This window comes from Mesorhizobium sp. WSM4847 (genome assembly GCF_055811335.1).
Window position 1 is genome coordinate 336,665 of record NZ_JBVVPY010000001.1, and the last position, 18,972, is coordinate 355,636.

An 18,972-nucleotide genomic window follows, 5' to 3' on the forward strand; every position below is an offset into this window, starting at 1 on the left:
ATGCAGCGATACATTCTTGGTCTTGATGCGGGCAATACCGTCATCAAGGCCATCATCTTCGACACCGCAGGTCGCGAGCTGGCACTTGCCACTCGCGACAGCCGTTCCTGCATGCCAAAGCCCGGCCATGTCGAGCGGGACCTCGGCGAATTGTGGCGCAACGCCGTCGAGGTCATCCGCCAGTGCCTTGACCAGTCGGGCATCGACGCTGGCGACATTGCCGTGATCGGCTGCGCCGGCCACGGCAATGGGCTCTACGCGCTGGATCGCGGCGGCGACCCGCTGCTTGGCATCCAGTCGCTCGACACGCGCGGCGTCGGCATCGTCAGCGAATGGGCTGCCGCAGGCGTTGGCGACCGGACCTATGTCCACTGCCTGCAACGGCCCTGGGCGGCGCAGACGCCGACTCTGCTGGCGTGGCTCAAGCGCCATGATCCGACACTTTTTGCCAAAATAGGCACCGTCTTCCTGTGCAAGGATTTTATCGTCAACCGCCTCACCGGCGCGCGCTCGACCGAGACCTCGGATATGTCGGGCTGCGGGCTTTTGGAGATGCCTGGCCGATGCTACGAGCCTCAGTTGCTGGCCGCCTATGGTCTCGACGATTGCATGGAACTGCTGCCGGACGTGCTGGAAGCCTCCGACATCGCCGGCCATGTCACGCGCGATGTCGCCGCTGCCACCGGCCTTCTTGCGGGCACGCCTGTGGTGGCCGGCCTGTTCGACGTTGTCGCCAGCGCCATCGGTTCGGGCGTCACCAGCACCGGCGCCGCCTCGATCATTGCCGGCACCTGGAGCATCAACCAGGTTATCACCCAAGAGCCGATCCGCGATCCGTCGATGTTCATGCTGTCGACGTTCGATCCGGTGCGCTACCTCGCCATCGAATCGAGCGCCACTTCGGCCGCAAATCTCGAGTGGATCGTGCGTGAGTTCTTCGAGCATGCGCCGCCGGCAGGCGCATCGCCATTCGAGATCTGCAGCGAGCTTGTTGCTTCCGTCGATCCCGTGGGAGACATGCCGATCTACCACCCCTTCCTTTACGGCTCGCAGCAGAACGGCAAGGCGCGTGCCGGTTTCTACGGCATCGCCGGCTGGCACACGCGGGCGCATATGCTGCGCGCACTGTTCGAGGGCGTCGTCTTCGAGCACCGGCGCCATGTCGAGACGCTGCGTCGAGCGGGAGCCATTGTCAGCCAGGCGGTTCTTTCGGGCGGCGGCTCGCGCAGCGCCGTCTGGCCGCAGATATTCGCCGATGTGCTTGATGTGCCGGTGACCGTGGCGCGCAGCCGCGAGACAGGTGCGCTGGGAGCTGCAATTGCAGCCGGGACAGGCGTCGGCTTGTTTGTCGATTTCTCTGCGGGCGCCGCCGCGATGACCGCGCCCGACCGCTGCTACCAGCCCAATTGCGCGATCGCACCGGTCTATGAGCGGCGCTATCGTCTCTATGGTGAGATCAACAAGGCCATGGGTCCGCTATGGGACAGGATGGCAAGCGAACGGACGTCCAATTGACACAGACCGCTGCCGATTTTGGACAGTACGACTTCATCATCGTCGGCGCGGGTTCAGCCGGCTGCGTGCTGGCCAACAGACTGTCGGCCAATCCAGGCATGCGCGTGCTGCTTCTGGAAGCCGGCGGCAGCGATCGCTATCACTGGGTCAACATTCCCATCGGCTATCTCTACTGCATGGGCAACCCGCGCACCGATTGGCTGATGAAGACCGAGGCGGAGCCCGGGCTGAACGGTCGTGCGCTCAACTATCCGCGCGGCAAGCTTCTGGGCGGCTGCTCGTCGATCAACGGCATGATCTACATGCGTGGCCAGGCGGCCGACTATGATGGTTGGCGGCAAGCCGGGAATCTCGGTTGGGGCTGGGATGACGTGCTTCCGTATTTCCGCAAGTCCGAGGACCATTTTGGTGGCGCCAACGACCTTCACGGCGCCGGTGGCGAATGGCGCGTCGAGCGCCAGCGCCTGTCGTGGCCAATCCTGGATGCCTTCCGCGATGCTGCCGAGGAACTCGGCATCCCCCGGACCGAGGATTTCAACGGCGGGACCAACGAAGGGTCGGGCTATTTCGAGGTCAACCAGAGGAAAGGCGTGCGCTGGAATACCTCTAAGGCGTTCCTGCGCAGCGCGCTGCGACGCCCGAATTTGCGCGTCGTCACCGGCGCCGAGACCGAGATGCTGGATTTCGACGGAGCTTGCGTTACCGGCGTTGTCTTTCGCATGGGCGGCCAACTGCATCGTGCGCGGGCAGGCGAGACGATCCTTGCCGCCGGCGCGATCAATTCGCCGAAGCTGCTCGAGCTTTCCGGCGTCGGCCGACCTGCCGTGCTTGGCGCAGCAGGACTCCCGGTTCGCCACGCGTTGGAAGGCGTCGGCGAGAACTTGCAGGATCATCTGCAGATCCGCACAGTCTTCAAGGTCGCCAACGCCTCGACGCTAAACCAGCGCTACCACAATCTGTTCAGCCGTGCGGCTATGGGCGTCGAATACGCTATCCGTCGCAGCGGACCGCTGTCGATGGCGCCGAGCCAGCTTGGTATCTTCGCCAGAAGCGACCCACGCCTGGAGACGCCCGATCTCGAATACCATGTCCAGCCGTTGAGCACTGACCGGCTGGGCGAGCCGCTGCATCGCTTCCCCGCGGTCACGGTTTCGGTCTGCAATCTCAGACCGGAAAGCCGCGGCACCGTCCACATGGAGGCGTCCGATCCGCAGGCGGCTCCGAAGATCCGGCCGAACTATTTGTCTACCGAGGGAGACAGGACCGTGGCTGTGGCATCGCTCCGCCACGTCCGCCGCTTGATGAAGGCGCGCGCCATTGCCCGTTTCGCGCCTGAGGAAATGCTACCCGGTGCACATTATGAAAGCGACGAAGATCTCGTCCGCAAGGCCGGCGATATCGGCACGACGATTTTCCACCCGGTCGGCACCTGCAAGATGGGTGCAGGCTCGACGGCAGTGGTCGACGGCCGGCTGCGGGTGCACGGCATTTCTGGCCTGCGCGTCGTCGATGCTTCGGTCATGCCGACGATCGTTTCCGGCAACACCAACTCTCCAGTGGTCATGATCGCGGAGAAGGCATCGGAAATGATCTTGCAGGACGCCAACCAGAAGAAATAATCCTCGGTGGCGCATCTGAGCTGACGCCGACCGGCAGCTATTGCCTGTCGTGCCGTCGCCCCGCAATGCCGAGGTATTACTGCGGCTTTGTCGCGCAGATTGCGAAGCGATGTTGAGTGGCGCGTTCGAGCGCCTTGGGCCAACTCATCTGTCGAGCCTGAGCGCGATGGATCGCGCCCAGTTTCCAGTCGACGACCGGCTGCTCGAACCCGGTTTCGGCCAGCAAGCGAACTATCTCTTCCGCCTGTGCGCCGCCTGAGAAATAAACACGGGCAAGAATGTTCTGGTGACGTCTGGCCATGGCGGCGCCGTCATTGTCCGAGACCTGGGACTTGCCGGCCGTGAGCGTCTCCCAAAGTTCCCGCATACGCGTCGCCCAGTTGCGGCTGACAAAATCGCCGTCGATGACCAGGAGCCTGCCGCCGGGCTTCAGCAGCGAGATCCATTCGGCAAAGGCCGCCTTCGGATCCAGCAGCGTCCAGACCAGGTGACGGGTGACGATGACATCGTAGCTCGCCCTGTCCTCGAGCGTCCGTTCTGCATCCCTCACGATGAAGCGGATATCGGCGCCACGTTTTTGTGCCTTGGCACGCGCCTTGGCAAGCATGGCTTCCGACCAGTCGAGGCCTGTCACCACAAAGCCCAGATCGTGCATCAGATGCGAAATGACGCCAGTCCCGCAGGCGAGATCCAGAGACGCCCGCCCGGTGCCTGGCCCAAGGTGCGTGGTTAAGAGCGCGTGCCAGGCGGCACGCTCCTGCTCGGAAAAAATCTCGTGGCCGACCTGCAGGTCGAATGTCTCGGCGCGGTCGGACCAATAGTCCCGAATCTCGTCGCGCAGCGAATAGTTTGCGTGAGCCGTCATTGCCCGAAACGCACTCCCCAAAGCGGCTACATTGGAATTGCTCTAAAAGAAAATTCTTGATTATACAATTCATGTTTCTTAAGCGGGACCGGCACCTGAATTGCGAGAGCCCAATGATTTTGAAATCGATATTTGCGGCCGCGGTCGCGCTCGCGGCCTTGATGCCGCTTACCCCAGGCGCGCGCGCCGAGACCGTCACCGACATTGCCGGCCGCAAGGTCGAGGTGAAGACGCCGGTCGAGAAGGTCATCCTCGGCGAAGGCCGGCAGATCTACCTGATCGCCGCGCTCGATACCGGCAACCCTTTCAAGCGCATCGTTGGCTGGCGCGAGGATTTCTCCCAGGCCGATCCGGACAATTACGCCGTTTATCTGGAAAAATTCCCGTCGATGGCGGCGATACCGACCTTCGGCGGTTTCAAGGACGGCACCTTCGACATCGAGCAGGCCATCGCACTTGACCCGGACGTGATGATCATGAACATCGAGTCCAAGCAGGCAACCGAGGACGCGCAATACATCGAGAAGCTCGCCGCCGTCGGCATTCCGGTGGTCTATGTCGATTTCCGCGAGCAACCCTTCACCAACACCGAGCCGAGCATGCGCCTGATCGGCAAGCTGCTTGGCCAAGAACAGCGGGCCGAGGCGTTCATCGCCTACCGCGCGGCCCAGATCGCGCGCGTCACCGATGTGATCGCAGAGAAGAACCCCAAGCGCCCGACCGTGTTCATCGATCGCGCCGGGGGCTATTCCGATGATTGCTGCATGAGCTTCGGCAACGACAATTTTGGCAAGTTCGTCGACATGGCCGGCGGGGCCAATATCGCGGCCGACCTGATCCCGGGCACGTTTGGCGCGCTCAATCCCGAACAGATCATCGCCAGCGATCCCGACCAGGTGATTGTGACGGGCGGCAATTGGGAGGCCTATGTGCCGGGCGGCAAATGGGTCGGCGTCGGTCCCGGCGCCGACGAAGCCGCGGCACTGAAGAAACTCAAGGGCCTGACCGAGCGGCCCGCGCTAACCGGCATCAAGGCGGTGGAGAACGGCCAGGTCCACGCCATCTGGCACCAGTTCTACAACAGCCCCTATCAGTTCGTCGCCATACAGCAGATGGCCAAATGGCTGCATCCCGACCTGTTCGCCAATCTCGACGCCGAGGCCACCTTCAAGGAGTTGCACGAGAAGTTCCTGCCGGTCGGGTACAGGCCTGGCCATTGGGTCTCGCTCTCCGATGAGCAGTGAACCGGCCGCACTGTCAGCCAAACAAGGGCGCGGGCTCTACCGCGCCCTTGTCCTGCGCAAGCAGCTGATCCTGGCGGGGCTCGCCCTGGCGCTGCTGCTGAGCTTCTGCATCGATCTCGCGCTCGGGCCCGCAAGCTATAGCCTCGACCAGGTGGTTCTCGCCCTGGTTTCTCCCGGCAGTGTGCCGCTTCAGGTGCGCGTCGTGTTGTGGGACATCCGGCTTCCCATCGCGCTCATGGCAGTGGTCGTCGGCGCAGCACTGTCGGTCGCCGGTGCGCAGATGCAGACCATCCTCAACAATCCGCTCGCCAGCCCGTTCACGCTTGGCATTTCGGCGGCGGCCAGCTTTGGCGCAGCCCTCGCGCTCGCCTTCGGCGTCGCCGTGATCCCGGCCGCGATCGAATATATCGTGCCGCTGAACGCCTTCGTGGTGGCGATGCTGACCGCGCTCGTCATCCACCTTCTGAGCCTCAAGCGCGGCGTGACGGTCGAAACCATCGTGCTTCTCGGCATCGCGCTCGTATTCACCTTCAATGCGCTGCTGTCGCTCGTCCAGTATCTTTCCTCCGAGCAGGCGCTCGCCGCGGTCGTGTTCTGGACGATGGGAAGCCTCACCAAAGCCACCTGGCCCAAGCTCATCATTACCAGTCTCATCCTTCTCGCAACACTTCCGATATTCGTGCGCCGCGCCTGGGCGCTGACGGCGCTGCGGCTAGGCGAAGACAAGGCCGCGAGCTTTGGCGTCAAGGTCGCACGCCTCAGGCTCGAAACCATGATGATGGTGAGCCTCCTTGCTGCCATTCCCGTCGCCTTCGTCGGCACGATCGGCTTCATCGGGCTTGTCGGTCCGCACATCGCCCGCATGCTGATCGGAGAAGATCAGCGCTTCTTCCTGCCCGCCTCCGCGCTTTCGGGGGCGCTCATCCTTTCGGCGAGTTCGGTTGCCAGCAAGTCGCTCGTTCCAGGCACGATCTTCCCGATCGGCATCGTCACCTCGCTTATAGGCATTCCCTTCTTCATCTCACTGATCCTCTCGAATGTGAGGCGCACATGGTAACGATCAGGCTCGATGGTCTCGGAGCCTTCCACGGGGCGCGGCTCGTCCTTTCGGATGTTTCAACTCCCATTTTCCGGGGTGGCGAGGTTGTCGCCGTGATCGGACCCAACGCAGCGGGCAAGTCGACGCTGTTCAAGCGCATCGCAGGACTTCTGAAGGGCCCGGGACGCGTCTGCCTCGAGGGAGCGGTGAAGGGGCCGGACGGCATCTGCTATATGCCGCAGGATACGGCAGCCAACGCGGTGCTGACCGTCTATGAATCGATTCTGCTCGCCCGCAAGCAGGGCTCGGCATGGTCGGTCAGCGACGGCGACCTCGCACTCATAGACGGTATCCTGGCCGCGCTCAGCATCTCGGATCTTGCCTTTCGCAACGTCGGAGAATTGAGCGGGGGGCAAAGGCAGGTGGTAAGCATTGCCCAGACCCTGGCTCGCGAACCTGAAATCCTGCTGATGGACGAGCCGACGTCCGCGCTTGACCTGCACCGGCAGGTCGAGGTGCTGACCTTCATGCGCGGGCTTGCGCGCAAGCACGGAATTGCGGTGTTGATCGCAATTCACGACCTCAATCAGGCCCTGGGCTTCGCCGACAAATGCATCGTCATCGCCGAGGGGCGGATGGTCGCCTGCGGCGCGCCGGAAGAGGTCGTCACGCCGGCGCTTTTGCGTGATGTGTACCGCGTCGAGGCGAGGATCGAGCGCTGCTCGCGGGGCATCGGTCATGTCATGGTGGACGGCGTCGCCGCCGAAACGGCAACGACTGCATCGATAGCAGCCTAAGGCATCTGTGGTCGAAAGCCAAAAGCCTAGAAAATAGATCGAAATTATGGCATAAATCTTTGAATCCAATACGTTTTATATCACCATGGCGGCTGCTTTGGCGACGAATGGAGGCATTCACTCACGACCACCGCACGTCCTTCGACGAGCCACTGTCGTACGAGATACCCTGGGTAGACAGAGGTCATGAAAACGCGCGATAAGGTTAGCCTGCGCTAGATTCAGAGATGGCCGGGGCACCAGATGATGGCACGTCGAATGTGCAACGCAATGCTTGGCTTCGCGGCGCTTGCCATAACCGCGTGCCAATCGGCGCCTGAAACGCCGCGACCCACTGTCGAACCTGCGTTAGGACCTGGACCCATCCCTGCCCAAACCGCCTCGGATCCTGCCGCTGTTCCTTCCGGCTCGGCAATTATTGATCAATCCGTGGCGGTCACTCCGCCTGCCAAGACCGTCCCGACAAAATATGCTGCTTTTTCGGGTCTATGGGCCGGACGATTGGAGGGGATGTATGACGCCAAACTTGCTGTTCAGACGATTTCTTCCAATGGAAAGGTGACGGTCACCTATGCGTGGGGAACTCTGGGCGACAACCATCCGGGAGAGGCCGCCGGCACTGGAAAAATTGTGGGGACTACGTTGAAGCTTGAGCGCCTGCCGAGTGGCGCAGACGTCAGTTTTGTCATGCGGCCCGACAGAACCCTGGCGGGAACCGTCAGGCTTGCCGGCCAGACCTACACGGGCGCGTTCGTCAAGCAATGATCGAAGACATGCCCGGAAGGCTATGTTGCTGTTGCCCGATCAGCCCGCGGCGTTCTTCCATGGGCGCCGACTTCTGATCGAGAGATGACCGCGGGCGATTGGGTTTGTTCGACGCGCGCTTGATCGCCAGTCTAGCCGCTGTTTGCGCTGACCGCGTCACCAAGCACCTTTGTGCGGGGCTGTATGCGCGCAGCGGCAGGCGCGAACACCGAAATCGCCTTCGGGTGGACCTTGAAATGCGCCGGGGTCGAGGTGACGATCTCACCGTCAGTGTTCACCGGCATCGGCCTTTTCGTCTCGATGTCGAACTCGACGCATCTGGCCGTGCGAACCTCGCTCCAGGCGCCGTGCGTGCCCGAGCGGAACGAGCGCAACAAGAGCGCCATCTTCCAGAGATTCGTCATTTCCAGGCTGTACAGGTCGAGATGGCCGTCATCGATCTCCGCCGTCTCCTCGACGACGTTGCCGCCGCCATAGTGGCGGCCGTTGCCGACCGCTATCTGGTAAGTCTCGACTTCGGTCGTTGCGCCCTTTTCGGTAATCCTTGCTTCAAAGTGGCGGGCCTTGGTCAACACTTTCATGGCCGCCAGGGCATAGCCAAACCTGCCGAAACGCTTTTTCAGCGCCGGATCCAGCCCCTGGGCAAGATCGGTGCTGAGGCCGATGCTCGCGACGTTGAAGAAAGCGTGGCCATTGACGGTCCCGATATCGATCAGACGTCGTCCGCCCTCTACTATCACGTCGGCCGCCTTCCCAAGATCCAACGGTATTTCGAGGGTGCGCGCCAGATCGTTCGCCGTCCCCATCGGAATGATGCCCATCGGCAGCCCGCTTTCCATGACCGCGACCGCCGCCGAGGACACCGAGCCATCGCCGCCGCACACGATCACAAGATCGGCCCTATGGCGAAGGCGCACGATGTCGCGTGCTATCTCGGGCAGTGCCTCAAATGTCTCGACGCTGACGCGGAGCCCTCCGGCTTCCAGCCGCTCGACGACCGGTGCGAGAGATTCCTGCCCGCGTCGTGCCTTTGGATTGATGAGTAGAAGCGCGCGTCTGTTCGTGATGTCATTCATGCGGCGTAGATAGGGTGCGTGGCTGCGGATTACGACGTCGACAGGCGCGCCCGGCGAAACAAGCCACAAAATCACGGCTTCGGCAGCCGCTTGTGGAGGTTGAAATTCGGTCCACATAATACTACCGAAAATGGGTACTACCAAGGTGCGACATGACCAACACAGTCACAGCCAAAGGACAGGTGACCATCCCGAAGCCGGTCCGGGACCTGCTCGGGATCGTTCCGGGCAGCAAGGTTGATTTCCGCCGCACCGATGACGGCAATGTGGTGATTGTGCGTAGTGACATGAAGCAGCCCGCGAGCCGCTTTGCGAAATTGCGCGGCCATGCCGGCAAGGGCCTCGACACCGACGCGATCCTGGCGCTGACGCGTGGCGACGCGTGACGCTGGTCGGCTCGATCCTGTAACGGACGATGCGAACTGGGCGGATTGGTCGATCGTCCGGCTTGAGGCGGCAAGCCTCAATGGGCCGTTGCTGATCAACGATGCGGTCTATGCCGATTTTGCCGTCCGCTATGACCGCACGCCTGTTTCTCGTCCGCTGCTTCGCGCGGCGTGTGCGTAGTCCCCGCGGCTTGGGTCTACGCCATCGTGGCGAAAAGAATTGCAACTCCACCGAGAATAATCCTGGATCGACCGCGTTCTCCCCCAGGTAACAGCCCCCTTGGTGACCGGAGAGACCACAATGGAAATTCTTGACTGCGAACGCATCGCGAAGGCCAAGCGGGCTTTCACGACCCGCCGAATTCCCACTGAGCGCATGCGGATGCTGCTTTCGCCTCCCGCCGAACCGAAGGCAGGCGACCTGGTGCTCGCGCGGATCGAGGCGCTCGGTCACCACAAGTCGGTCGAGCTGCCCTCGGGACGCAAGGCGGCACTTGCCGCGACGGACGAAGTCGTCCTGGCCTACGGCAACCGCTACGCCCCTGATCAGTTCGAGGCGATCGTTCCGGCAGATCTCGGACCGTGCCATATGGTGGCGGCAGGCGGAGTGGCTTCGCGGGCGTTGGCATGGCACGACAAGACCATGTCTCCGACTGCGATCGTGCCGCTCGGCCTCGTCACCAACTCATGCGGCCGCGTTCTGAACGTTGCAGACTTTGCGGTCGCGCCGCAGCCGGTGCGGCTCACCCCGCCGACAATCGTTGTCTTCGGAACGTCGATGAATTCGGGCAAGACGACAACAGCTGCAAGCCTCGTGCGTGGTTTGACCAGGGCAGGTTTCGCAGTTGGTGCGGCAAAGGTGACCGGAACCGGAGCCGGCAATGATCTCTGGTCGATGATGGATGCCGGAGCATGCGCCGCTCTTGATTTTACTGATGCCGGCTTTGCCACGACCTATCTTGCCCCAATCGATGCCATCGTCGAGGGCGCGCAGCATTTGCTGCATTCTCTTGCCGCCACCGGGGCGGAGATCGCGGTTCTGGAGGTCGCGGATGGGCTATTCCAGTCCGAGACGGCCGCGCTGGCAAAGTCCCCGAAATTCTGCGAGCTGACCGGCGGCGTGCTGTTTGCCGCAGGCGATGCGATGGGGGCGGTGGCGGGCTGCGAAAGGCTGCGCGAGCTTGGATACGACGTGCTCGGGCTCAGCGGGGTCCTGACCTGCTCGCCGCTGGCGCGCCGGGAAGCAGGCGCTGCCAACGTCCTTGTCTATGGCGTCAAGGAACTCACCGATCCGGCGACCGCGGCAAGCATAGTCTCAGGGATGTTGAACCCGCGCCTGATGGTGATCGCTGGAGGTGCACAATGCCTCTACCAGGAATCCTGATCGGCACGCGACTGGTCGCCCTTGCGGTTCTTGTCGCCATCGGCTTTGCCAAGGCCGCCACGTCGCTCGCTCTTGTCGCCATCGTCGGTGCGGCGGTTTCCGGGGAACCGCAGCCGCTCGGGCAGGGCAGGCTGATCGTGGCCAGCCTTTCGCTCGGCATCGCCCTCTTCGCACTCGGGGTGATGCAGCGCCGACAGGGGGCAGCTTTTGCACTGGACTATGTGCGCGAGGTCCGCAGACTGCTGGTCGAGCAACTCTTCGCGTTGCCGCCTGGCGCCGGCCGGACCGGTCTCGGCCTGGTAATGACCCGCCTCGTCACCGACCTCTCCGCCATCAGATCCTGGCTGGCCGACGGCGTGGCTTCCCTCTTTGTTGCGGGTCCTTCCGTCGTTCTCATCGTGGTTGGCGCCTTCTGGCTTGCCCCAGGGGTTGCGCCGTTCCTGCTTTGCGGCGTTCTTGCCTGGTCGATCGTCTGTCTTGTTGCCCTGCCGTTTCTTCACCGGGCCATCCGCGAAAGCCGGCGGAGGCGGGGACGGCTTGCCGGTCGTCTCGGCGACATCGTTGCCGCCCGGGCGGCGTTTGCCCATTTCGGCAAAAGCGGAACGTCCACACGCAAGATCGACCGGATGTCGGAAGCGCTCAACATGTGGCTCGTTCGCCGGGCAGGGTGGTCGGGGGCTGCGCGCGCGTCCAGCGACTTCGTCATGCCCGTGATCGTCGTCATTCTCGTGGCCTATGCGTTTTCGGGCCGCCCGGCGATGCTGGTTGGCGATCTCAGCACGCTATTGCTCCTCGCCGGACTGACGGTTGGCCAGCTTTCCGACCTCGCTCGCGCCGCCGATTATCGGCTTGCCTATGTCGAGTCCCGCCGCCGGATTGCCTCCATCCTGGCAAGGCCGGTGCTTGCGGATGCTGTGAATCCAGTTCCCCTGCCGCGCTCGACGTCAGGCCGGCGGCTGCGCATCGAATTTCATTGCCGAAACGGCACGCCGTCAAAAGTGCTGGATGCCGCGCCCGGCGCCTCGATCCTGCTTGGCGGTGATACGCCTGAAGCACGCAGCGCGCTTTTTTCCAGCATCGCAGGTTTTGAGGAAAACAGCGGCCTGGCGATTTTCCTCGATGACATTCCTGTCGACAAGATTTCGCGGCGCGACCGGCGGCGGGCAATCACCCTTTTGTCGCCGGCGATCCCGTTGGTGCGGGCTACAATGGTCGACAATATAGCCCTGGGAGCGCCCTCAGCGACCCCGCAGGAAGAGATAATCGCCACGGCCTCGCTGTGCGGCCTGGCAGTCGATGGACCGCCAGACAGCGGCCAGAGACTGGAGCCCCCTCAAATCAGTGCCATGCAGGCCGCCCGGATCCGTGCCGCACGAGCGCTGGTTCGATCAGCGGCCGTGCTCCTTATCGACGACATCGATGTCTGCAAGGACCGGGACTTGCTTGCGGCCGTTCTTGCACACGCGCGTGCCGCGCAAACGACAGTGATCGTCTCGTGCGAAGCAGCCACTGCGGGCATGGAATTCGATGATACCTGGCTTCTCGATTGCGAGTGATCGGGAGATTGCCTCGGCGCTGCCACATGTCTTGTTGCAACCATAAATAGTCGCGACTAGCGACATCGATCCACAATATGGATCGCGTTTTCGCCGCAAGTCGCTGATATACAGCCGAGTGCATGGCAAAAATCGGTTATGCGAAATAATTGGTCCATGATATAGACCTGTGTGCGAAAATCTGGAATGAGCGGGAGGAGATCGCCTCGTTCCCGATTTCGGCGTGAGCAGGCGTTGTTGCCTGGTCCGAGCGGAGGAGCTTGAAGCATGGCAGCCGCCAGCAACAACACGATGATCATCGATACGCCGGCCGAGGTGCTGGATGCGCGGCCAGGGTCACGGCTGATGTGGCCGGTCGAGGCGGTGGCCTCGATCCTGCTCGTCTTCGTCATCGGTCTGCTGCTCGCCGGCGTCATCTCGCGCTACGTGCTATCGCTGCCGATCGTCTGGATCGATGAGGCCGCCTCCATCTCCTTTCTCTGGCTCGCCATGCTCGGCTCGGCGATCGCCATCGACCGCAACGAGCATCTGCGTCTTACCATCTTCCTCAACCTGATCCCCGAGCGCGGCCGCCACTTCGTGGACGCCCTCGCTTTGCTCGTCGTGGCGACGGTGCTGCTCGCGCTGATCGTGCCGGCAAGCCAGTATGTACAGGAAGAGTGGTACGTCACCTCGGCAGCGCTCAACATTCCGATGAGCTTCCGCGCCTCGGCAATTGTCGCCGGGCTGGCATTGATGTCGGTTATCGCCGTGGGCCACGCGATCCGCGCAGCGACGCTCGCCAACCTGGCCGCCGCTGTCGCAGTGATTGCCGCACTGGCCGTGGTCGGCTGGCTGCTTTCGCCATTGTTCCTCACGCTCGGCTACGCCAACATCGTCATCTTTCTCGTCGGCGTGGTGGCGGTCTGCCTTCTGCTCGGTGTGCCGATCGCTTTCTGTTTCGGCGTCGGCACGATCGCCTTCATCGCCTTCAGCACGCACGTGCCGATGATCGTGCTTGTCGGCCGCATCGACGAGGGGATGTCGAGCCTCATCCTGCTGTCGGTGCCGATCTTCGTCCTGCTCGGCTGTGTGCTCGACGCGACAGGCATGGGCAAGGCGATCGTCGAATTCATGGCGTCGCTGCTCGGCCATGTGAAGGCCGGCATGTCTTACGTGCTGCTGGGCTCGATGTTCCTGGTCTCGGGCATTTCCGGTTCGAAGGTTTCCGACATGGCGACTGTCGCTCCGGCACTTTTCCCCGAAATGAAGCGGCGCGGCCACAAGCCCAAGGAGATGATCGCGTTGCTCGCAACCGGCGCTGCGATGGCCGATACGGTGCCGCCATCGATCGTGCTGATTGTGCTCGGCTCGGTCGCCGGCGTTTCGATCGCCGCGCTTTTCACCAGCGGCTTCGTCATCGCCGTGGTTCTGTTGCTCGTCCTTGCGGTGCTCGCGCGCTGGAAGGCTTCGGGCGAAAGCATGGAAGGCGTACATCGCGCTCCGTTCTCGCTCGTCTGGAAGACGCTGCTCGTCTCCGCCCCCGCACTGGTGCTTCCCTTCCTGATCCGCGGCGCCGTCGGCGGCGGCGTCGCCACCGCCACCGAGGTTTCCACAATCGCCGTGCTCTATGCGCTGGTCATCGGCGCCTTGTTTTATGGCGGCATCGGCGCCAAGAAATTCTACGCCATGCTGGTCGAGACGGCGGCGCTGTCCGGCGCCATCCTGCTCATTCTCGGCACCGCCTCGGCAATGGCCTGGGCGCTGACGCAAACCGGCTTCGCCAACCAACTGGCCATCTACATGACCGACCTGCCGGGAGGCTGGTTCTCCTTCATGCTCGTCACCATCGCCGTCTTCATGGTTCTCGGCTGCGTCCTTGAAGGTCTGCCAGCGATCGTTCTGATGGCGCCGATCATGTTTCCGATCGCCGCTCGGCTGGGTATCAACGACGTGCACTATTCGATGGTCGTCGTGACGGCGATGAACATTGGACTCATGGCGCCACCTATCGGCATCGGCTTCTACATCGCCTGCAAGATCGGCGACGTCTCGCCCGACGAGGCTATGAGCGCCATCTGGCCCTACCTCGGTGCGTTGCTTGCCGGCCTGTTGCTGATCGCCGCCGTCCCGGCGCTGTCGGTAGCCTATCTCTAACCACTCGGATTCAACCAGGAGGAAACACGATGACCATCACCCGCCGCAGCTTGATGATAGGCGCAGCCGCATCCATCCCGCTCGTGAGCACCATCCGCTACGCCGGGGCGCAGGCGGCGGAGTTCAACTACAAATACGCCAACAACCTGCCGCTCACCCACCCGATGAACCTGCGCGCGCAGGATGCCGTCGAGAAGATCCGCGAGGAGACCGGCGGCCGCGTCGCCATCCAGATATTCCCCAGCAACCAGCTCGGCGCCGACACCGACATGCTGAGCCAGGTGCGCTCGGGCGGCGTCGAATTCTTTACGCTGTCGCCGCTGATCCTCTCCACGCTCGTCGCCAATGCCTCGATCAGCGGCATCGGCTTTGCCTTCTCGGACTACGACGCCGTGTGGGCGGCGATGGATGGCGACCTCGGCAAATATGTGCGCGGCGAGATCGAGAAATCGAACCTGGTCGTCATGGAAAAGATCTGGGACAACGGCTTTCGCCAGATCACCAGTTCCGTCGGCCCGATCGAGACGCCCGCTAACCTCGAAGGCTTCAAGATTCGCGTCCCGGTCAGCCCGCTCTGGACCTCGATGTTCACCGCCTTCAAGTCGGCGCCGGCCAGCATCAACTTCGCCGAAGTGTATTCGGCGCTGCAGACGAAGATTGTCGACGGGCAGGAAAACCCGTTCGCCATCATCTCGACGGCCAAGCTCTACGAGGTGCAGCAGTTCTGCTCGGTCACCAACCACATGTGGGACGGCTTCTGGTTCCTCGCCAACAAGCGGGCCTGGGAGGCGATGCCGCAGGACATGCGCGAGATCGTCGCCAGGAACCTCAACGAGGCCGGCGTGAAGGAGCGCGAGGACGTCGCCAAGCTCAATGCCACGCTTGAGCAGGAGCTCGCCGCCAAGGGCATGAAGATCAACCATCCGGATGCGGCCCCGTTCCGGCAGACGCTGAAGGACGCCGGCTTCTACTCCGAGTGGAAGGGCAAGTACGGCGACGAAGCCTGGGCCATCCTGGAAAAGGCTGTTGGCGCCAGCCTGACCTGAGCGCAGGGCAGTTCCCGGGCGGGCAGGGCATGTGGCTCAACCGCCCGATAACTGCCGCGATTTTTGTAAGGAATTCCATGGTGGTCGACCGGCTCAGGGGAAAATCCGCAATCGTCTTTGGCGCCGGGTCGTCCGGACCCGGCTGGGGCAACGGCAAGGCAGCCGCGGTCGCCTTCGCGCGCGAAGGCGCGCGCGTCGCCTGCGTCGATCTCGCTGCGGCGGCCGCCGCTGAAACCGCTGAAATCATCCGCGACGAAGGCAACCAGGCGATCGCGTTGTCGGCCGACGTGACCAATCTGGCCTCAGTCGAACTGGCAGCAGCGGCGGCAATGGAGGCGTTCGGCGCCATCGACATCCTGCACAACAACGTGGGCGTGACCCAAATGGGCGGTCCCATTGAACTCGATGAGGACGCGTTCCAGGCCGCCCTCGATCTCAATATCGGATCGGTCTACCGCACCGCCAAGGCGGTGTTGCCGCATATGCTCAAGGGCGGCGGCGGTGCGATCGTCAATATCTCGTCACTCGCCGCGATACGCTACGTCGGTTATCCCTATTTCGCCTATTATGCGGCCAAGGCCGCGGTGAACCAGGCCACTGTGGCGCTGGCCATGCAATATGCCCGGCAAGGTATTCGCGCCAACTGCATCATGCCGGGCCTGATCGACACGCCGATGATCTATCAGCAGATTTCCAGCCAATACGGCTCGGCTGACGAGATGGTGGCCGCCCGCAACGCCATGGTGCCGATGGGCAGGATGGGAACAGCGTGGGACGTCGCTGCGGCGGCCGTGTTTCTTGCCTCCGAGGAGGCGCGCTTCGTCACCGGCGTTTGCCTGCCTGTCGATGGCGGCCAAAGCTGCGCCGTCTGCGAGCTCCGCTGACCATGGACATGGCGCCGCCCCCAGACCGCGATCAGACCGGCTCGCAGAGCGTCGACCGGGCGCTCAGCCTTCTTTCGATGGTCGGCCGGCACGCCGACCGCGGTGTTTCGCTCTCCGATATCGTCGAGGAAAGTGGGCTCAACAAGCCGACAACGCGCCGCCTGCTGCTGGCGCTGATGCGCGCGGGAATGATCGAGCAGGACGAGACGACGCGGCGCTATTATCTCGGCGAGGAGGCCTACGTGCTGGGCAGCCTCGCCTCGCGACGTTTCGGCCTGCTTCAGGTCTCGATGGAAAGTCTGCTGCGCCTTTCGAAGAAGACTGAGGATGCCAGCTTCCTCTCGGTCCGCCGCGACACATACTCAGTCTGCCTCTATCGCGAGGAGGGGACCTATCCGGTCAGGACCCACGCGCTGCAGGCCGGCTTCGAGCATCCACTGGGCGTCGGCGCCGGCTCGCTCGCCATGCTCGCCGCACTCCCCGACGAGGAAGTGGAAGCGGTGCTTGCCGCCAACGACGCGGTGCTCAAATCCGACTACCCAATGCTGCCGGTCGAGCAGATCCGGCGCGATGTAGAGACGACGCGCGCCAACGGCTATTCGCTCAATCCCGGCCGCATCGTCGCCAATTCCTGGGGCGTTGGGGTTGCGCTTCGCAGCGCCGACGCACGGCCAGTCGGCGCGCTGTCGATCGCGGCGATCGACAGCCGGATGCAGCCGGCGAGGCAAATCGAACTCGTCGGATATCTCATGCTGGAGGCAAAGCGCGTCGAGGAACGGCTTGCCCAGATGTTCGCCTCGCGCGCGCATATGCGCGAGCACCCCACTTTAAAGCCGCGCACCAGGAGGTTGTCACAATGACGGAGGCTCACACCGACGGACGGGCGCATTCCGCGTTAGGAAAGTCGGAATTGGAAAACACCGGGCAGTTGATGGCGACGGCAGCGGCGTCCACGCTTGCTCATGCCGGTGTCGAGCCCTGCGACGTCGCCGCCATCTTCGTCTACGTGTCTTCGCTGGAGCGCGCGAAGTCATGACCATGGCTGCAGGCGGCGTGACGCCTTCCTCCACGCGCGTCATGAACCTCTCGCATTTTTTGACCCAGGCGGCACGCCGCAATCCGCACGATATTGGCTTCGTCTGGCGCGAGCGGCAGTGGACATGGCGCGAGATGGAAGCGCGCGTCAACGCGATGGCCGCTGCACTCCGCGACGCGTTCGGCGTGACAAAGGGCGATCGAATCCTCGTCCAGTCGGCCAATTGCAATCAGATGTTCGAATCTATGTTCGCCTGCTTCCGGCTCGGGGCCGTCTGGGTGCCGGCGAACTACCGCCAGTCGCCGGACGAAGTCGCCTACCTCGCCAAGGCGAGCGGCGCGCGTGGCCTGATCTGCGGCGCGGGCTTCCCGGCTCATGCTGCTGCCTGCCGGGAAACAGCCCCCGGGATCGACTTCGTCCTGTCGATCGGCGCGGCCGACTTCGACGATGACTACGACGCCGTCGCCGCCCGTTTTGCGGGCCGGACCGTTGCCAGCGTCGCCGTCGATCGCGACGATCCCTGCTGGTTCTTCTTCACCTCCGGCACGACCGGCCGGCCAAAGGCCGCCGTGCTCACGCATGGCCAGATGGGCTTTGTCATCACCAATCATTTGTGCGACCTGATGCCCGCCACGACGCGCGACGACGCCTCGATCGTGGTGGCGCCGCTGTCGCATGGGGCCGGCATTCATCAACTCGTGCAGGTGGCGCACGGCGCCAAGTCTATCCTGCTGCCAACCGACAAGCTCGACGTGCCGACGGTCTGGGCGCTGGTCGAAGAATGGCGGGTGACCAACGCCTTCACCGTGCCGACCATCCTCAAGATGCTGGTCGAGGACGACAGCGTCGACCGGTTCGACCATTCCTCGTTGCGCTATGTCATCTATGCCGGTGCGCCGATGTACCGCGCCGACCAGAAGCGGGCGCTCGAGAAGCTCGGGCCGGTTCTGGTCCAGTATTTTGGCCTGGGGGAAGTCACGGGCAATATCACTGTGCAGCCTCCTTCCTATCATTCCGTCGAGGATGGCCCGCAAGCGCGCATCGGAACCTGCGGTTTCGAGCGCACAGCCATGCAGGTCGAGATCCAGGACGACGCCGGCAATGCCGTCTCGCCGGGCGAAACCGGCGAAATCTGCGTGATCGGGCCTGCAGTCTTCGCCGGCTATTACGACAACCCGCAAGCCAACGCCGCAGCGTTCCGCAACGGCTGGTTCCGCACCGGCGATCTGGGCCACATGTCCGAGGACGGCTTCGTCTACATCACCGGCCGCTCGTCCGACATGTACATCTCCGGCGGCTCCAACATCTATCCGCGCGAGATCGAGGAGAAGATCCTGCTCCATCCCGACATCAGCGAAGCCGCCGTTCTCGGCATTCCCGATCCCGTCTGGGGCGAGGTCGGCGTCGCGGTTTGCGTCGCCCGCGCCGGCGTTGTGCGCGAAACCATCGCGATTGAGCGCTGGCTGGAAGGCAAGCTCGCCCGCTACAAGATGCCCAAGCGCTTCGTGTGGTGGGAGACGATGCCCAAATCGGCCTATGGCAAGATCGCCAAGAAGTTGATTCGCGAAGAGCTGGAGCGCCGCGGCGAGTTGGGACCGTCCGAGCCGAAGCTCTCGGCATAAGG

The 18,972-nt window shown here is 63.1% G+C and carries 18 protein-coding genes; 16 read left to right on the plus strand and 2 right to left on the minus strand.

Annotated features, from left to right (window positions below):
- Both AC0L28_RS01565 and AC0L28_RS01570 read left to right on the plus strand, forming a co-directional pair.
- The gene (locus AC0L28_RS01565) at positions 1-1,515 is read left to right on the plus strand and encodes an FGGY-family carbohydrate kinase (RefSeq protein WP_473475166.1); all 1,515 of its coding nucleotides are present in this window, start codon (positions 1-3) and stop codon (positions 1,513-1,515) included.
- Positions 1,512-3,134: a GMC family oxidoreductase gene (locus AC0L28_RS01570; protein ID WP_473475168.1), complete on the plus strand. Its 1,623-nt coding sequence runs from the start codon at positions 1,512-1,514 to the stop codon at positions 3,132-3,134. Before AC0L28_RS01565 ends, AC0L28_RS01570 begins: the two co-directional genes overlap by 4 nt.
- Positions 3,135-3,210: 76 nt before the next feature.
- Here AC0L28_RS01570 and AC0L28_RS01575 read toward each other — a convergent pair whose 3' ends face one another.
- The gene (locus AC0L28_RS01575; RefSeq protein ID WP_128172116.1) at positions 3,211-3,999 is read right to left on the minus strand and encodes a class I SAM-dependent methyltransferase; all 789 of its coding nucleotides are present in this window, start codon (positions 3,997-3,999) and stop codon (positions 3,211-3,213) included.
- A gap of 113 nt (positions 4,000-4,112) precedes the next feature.
- Between AC0L28_RS01575 and AC0L28_RS01580 the strand changes: the two genes are divergently transcribed.
- From AC0L28_RS01580 to AC0L28_RS01595, 4 genes are all read left to right on the plus strand, one after another.
- On the plus strand, positions 4,113-5,243 hold the full coding sequence (locus AC0L28_RS01580; RefSeq protein WP_473475170.1) for an ABC transporter substrate-binding protein: 1,131 nt from the start codon (positions 4,113-4,115) through the stop codon (positions 5,241-5,243).
- The gene (locus tag AC0L28_RS01585; RefSeq protein ID WP_287172650.1) at positions 5,233-6,300 is read left to right on the plus strand and encodes a FecCD family ABC transporter permease; all 1,068 of its coding nucleotides are present in this window, start codon (positions 5,233-5,235) and stop codon (positions 6,298-6,300) included. Before AC0L28_RS01580 ends, AC0L28_RS01585 begins: the two co-directional genes overlap by 11 nt.
- The gene (locus AC0L28_RS01590) at positions 6,294-7,079 is read left to right on the plus strand and encodes an ABC transporter ATP-binding protein (protein WP_473475172.1); all 786 of its coding nucleotides are present in this window, start codon (positions 6,294-6,296) and stop codon (positions 7,077-7,079) included. Before AC0L28_RS01585 ends, AC0L28_RS01590 begins: the two co-directional genes overlap by 7 nt.
- 510 nt (positions 7,080-7,589) lie before the next feature.
- Entirely contained in the window at positions 7,590-7,844 is a 255-nt protein-coding gene (locus tag AC0L28_RS01595; RefSeq protein ID WP_167366272.1) for a hypothetical protein, read from the plus strand.
- Between the two features lie 131 nt (positions 7,845-7,975).
- On the opposite strand, the gene AC0L28_RS01600 is transcribed toward AC0L28_RS01595, so the two are convergent.
- Entirely contained in the window at positions 7,976-8,920 is a 945-nt protein-coding gene (locus tag AC0L28_RS01600; RefSeq protein WP_091589922.1) for a lipid kinase, read from the minus strand.
- 152 nt (positions 8,921-9,072) lie between these two features.
- Between AC0L28_RS01600 and AC0L28_RS01605 the strand changes: the two genes are divergently transcribed.
- The 10 genes from AC0L28_RS01605 (at position 9,073) to AC0L28_RS01650 (ending at position 18,970) form a co-directional block, all read left to right on the plus strand.
- Complete coding sequence (locus tag AC0L28_RS01605) at positions 9,073-9,306, plus strand: AbrB/MazE/SpoVT family DNA-binding domain-containing protein (protein ID WP_287258351.1); 234 nt, start codon at positions 9,073-9,075, stop codon at positions 9,304-9,306.
- Positions 9,293-9,487 carry a hypothetical protein gene (locus AC0L28_RS01610; RefSeq protein WP_473475406.1) on the plus strand — a complete coding sequence of 65 codons (195 nt, stop codon included), beginning with the start codon at positions 9,293-9,295 and terminating at the stop codon, positions 9,485-9,487. Before AC0L28_RS01605 ends, AC0L28_RS01610 begins: the two co-directional genes overlap by 14 nt.
- Before the next feature lie 120 nt (positions 9,488-9,607).
- A complete protein-coding gene (locus tag AC0L28_RS01615) occupies positions 9,608-10,690 on the plus strand; it encodes a P-loop NTPase family protein (protein ID WP_287258352.1) in 1,083 nt (360 codons plus the stop codon).
- The gene (locus AC0L28_RS01620; RefSeq protein WP_473475174.1) at positions 10,669-12,246 is read left to right on the plus strand and encodes an ABC transporter transmembrane domain-containing protein; all 1,578 of its coding nucleotides are present in this window, start codon (positions 10,669-10,671) and stop codon (positions 12,244-12,246) included. The genes AC0L28_RS01615 and AC0L28_RS01620 overlap by 22 nt, the downstream gene beginning before the upstream one ends.
- Positions 12,247-12,537: 291 nt before the next feature.
- Positions 12,538-14,382, plus strand: coding sequence for a TRAP transporter large permease (locus tag AC0L28_RS01625; RefSeq protein ID WP_031255137.1), 1,845 nt, complete (start codon positions 12,538-12,540; stop codon positions 14,380-14,382).
- A 29-nt stretch (positions 14,383-14,411) separates the two neighbouring features.
- Positions 14,412-15,428, plus strand: a complete 1,017-nt coding sequence (locus AC0L28_RS01630; RefSeq protein WP_128167878.1) for a TRAP transporter substrate-binding protein — start codon at positions 14,412-14,414, stop codon at positions 15,426-15,428.
- Positions 15,429-15,508: 80 nt separating this feature from the next.
- Complete coding sequence (locus tag AC0L28_RS01635; RefSeq protein WP_287258575.1) at positions 15,509-16,312, plus strand: SDR family NAD(P)-dependent oxidoreductase; 804 nt, start codon at positions 15,509-15,511, stop codon at positions 16,310-16,312.
- A gap of 8 nt (positions 16,313-16,320) precedes the next feature.
- Complete coding sequence (locus AC0L28_RS01640) at positions 16,321-17,172, plus strand: IclR family transcriptional regulator (protein WP_287172635.1); 852 nt, start codon at positions 16,321-16,323, stop codon at positions 17,170-17,172.
- Complete coding sequence (locus tag AC0L28_RS01645) at positions 17,169-17,348, plus strand: hypothetical protein (RefSeq protein ID WP_128167876.1); 180 nt, start codon at positions 17,169-17,171, stop codon at positions 17,346-17,348. The genes AC0L28_RS01640 and AC0L28_RS01645 overlap by 4 nt, the downstream gene beginning before the upstream one ends.
- The gene (locus tag AC0L28_RS01650; protein ID WP_473475176.1) at positions 17,345-18,970 is read left to right on the plus strand and encodes an acyl-CoA synthetase; all 1,626 of its coding nucleotides are present in this window, start codon (positions 17,345-17,347) and stop codon (positions 18,968-18,970) included. The genes AC0L28_RS01645 and AC0L28_RS01650 overlap by 4 nt, the downstream gene beginning before the upstream one ends.
- The last annotated feature ends 2 nt before the right edge of the window (positions 18,971-18,972 follow it).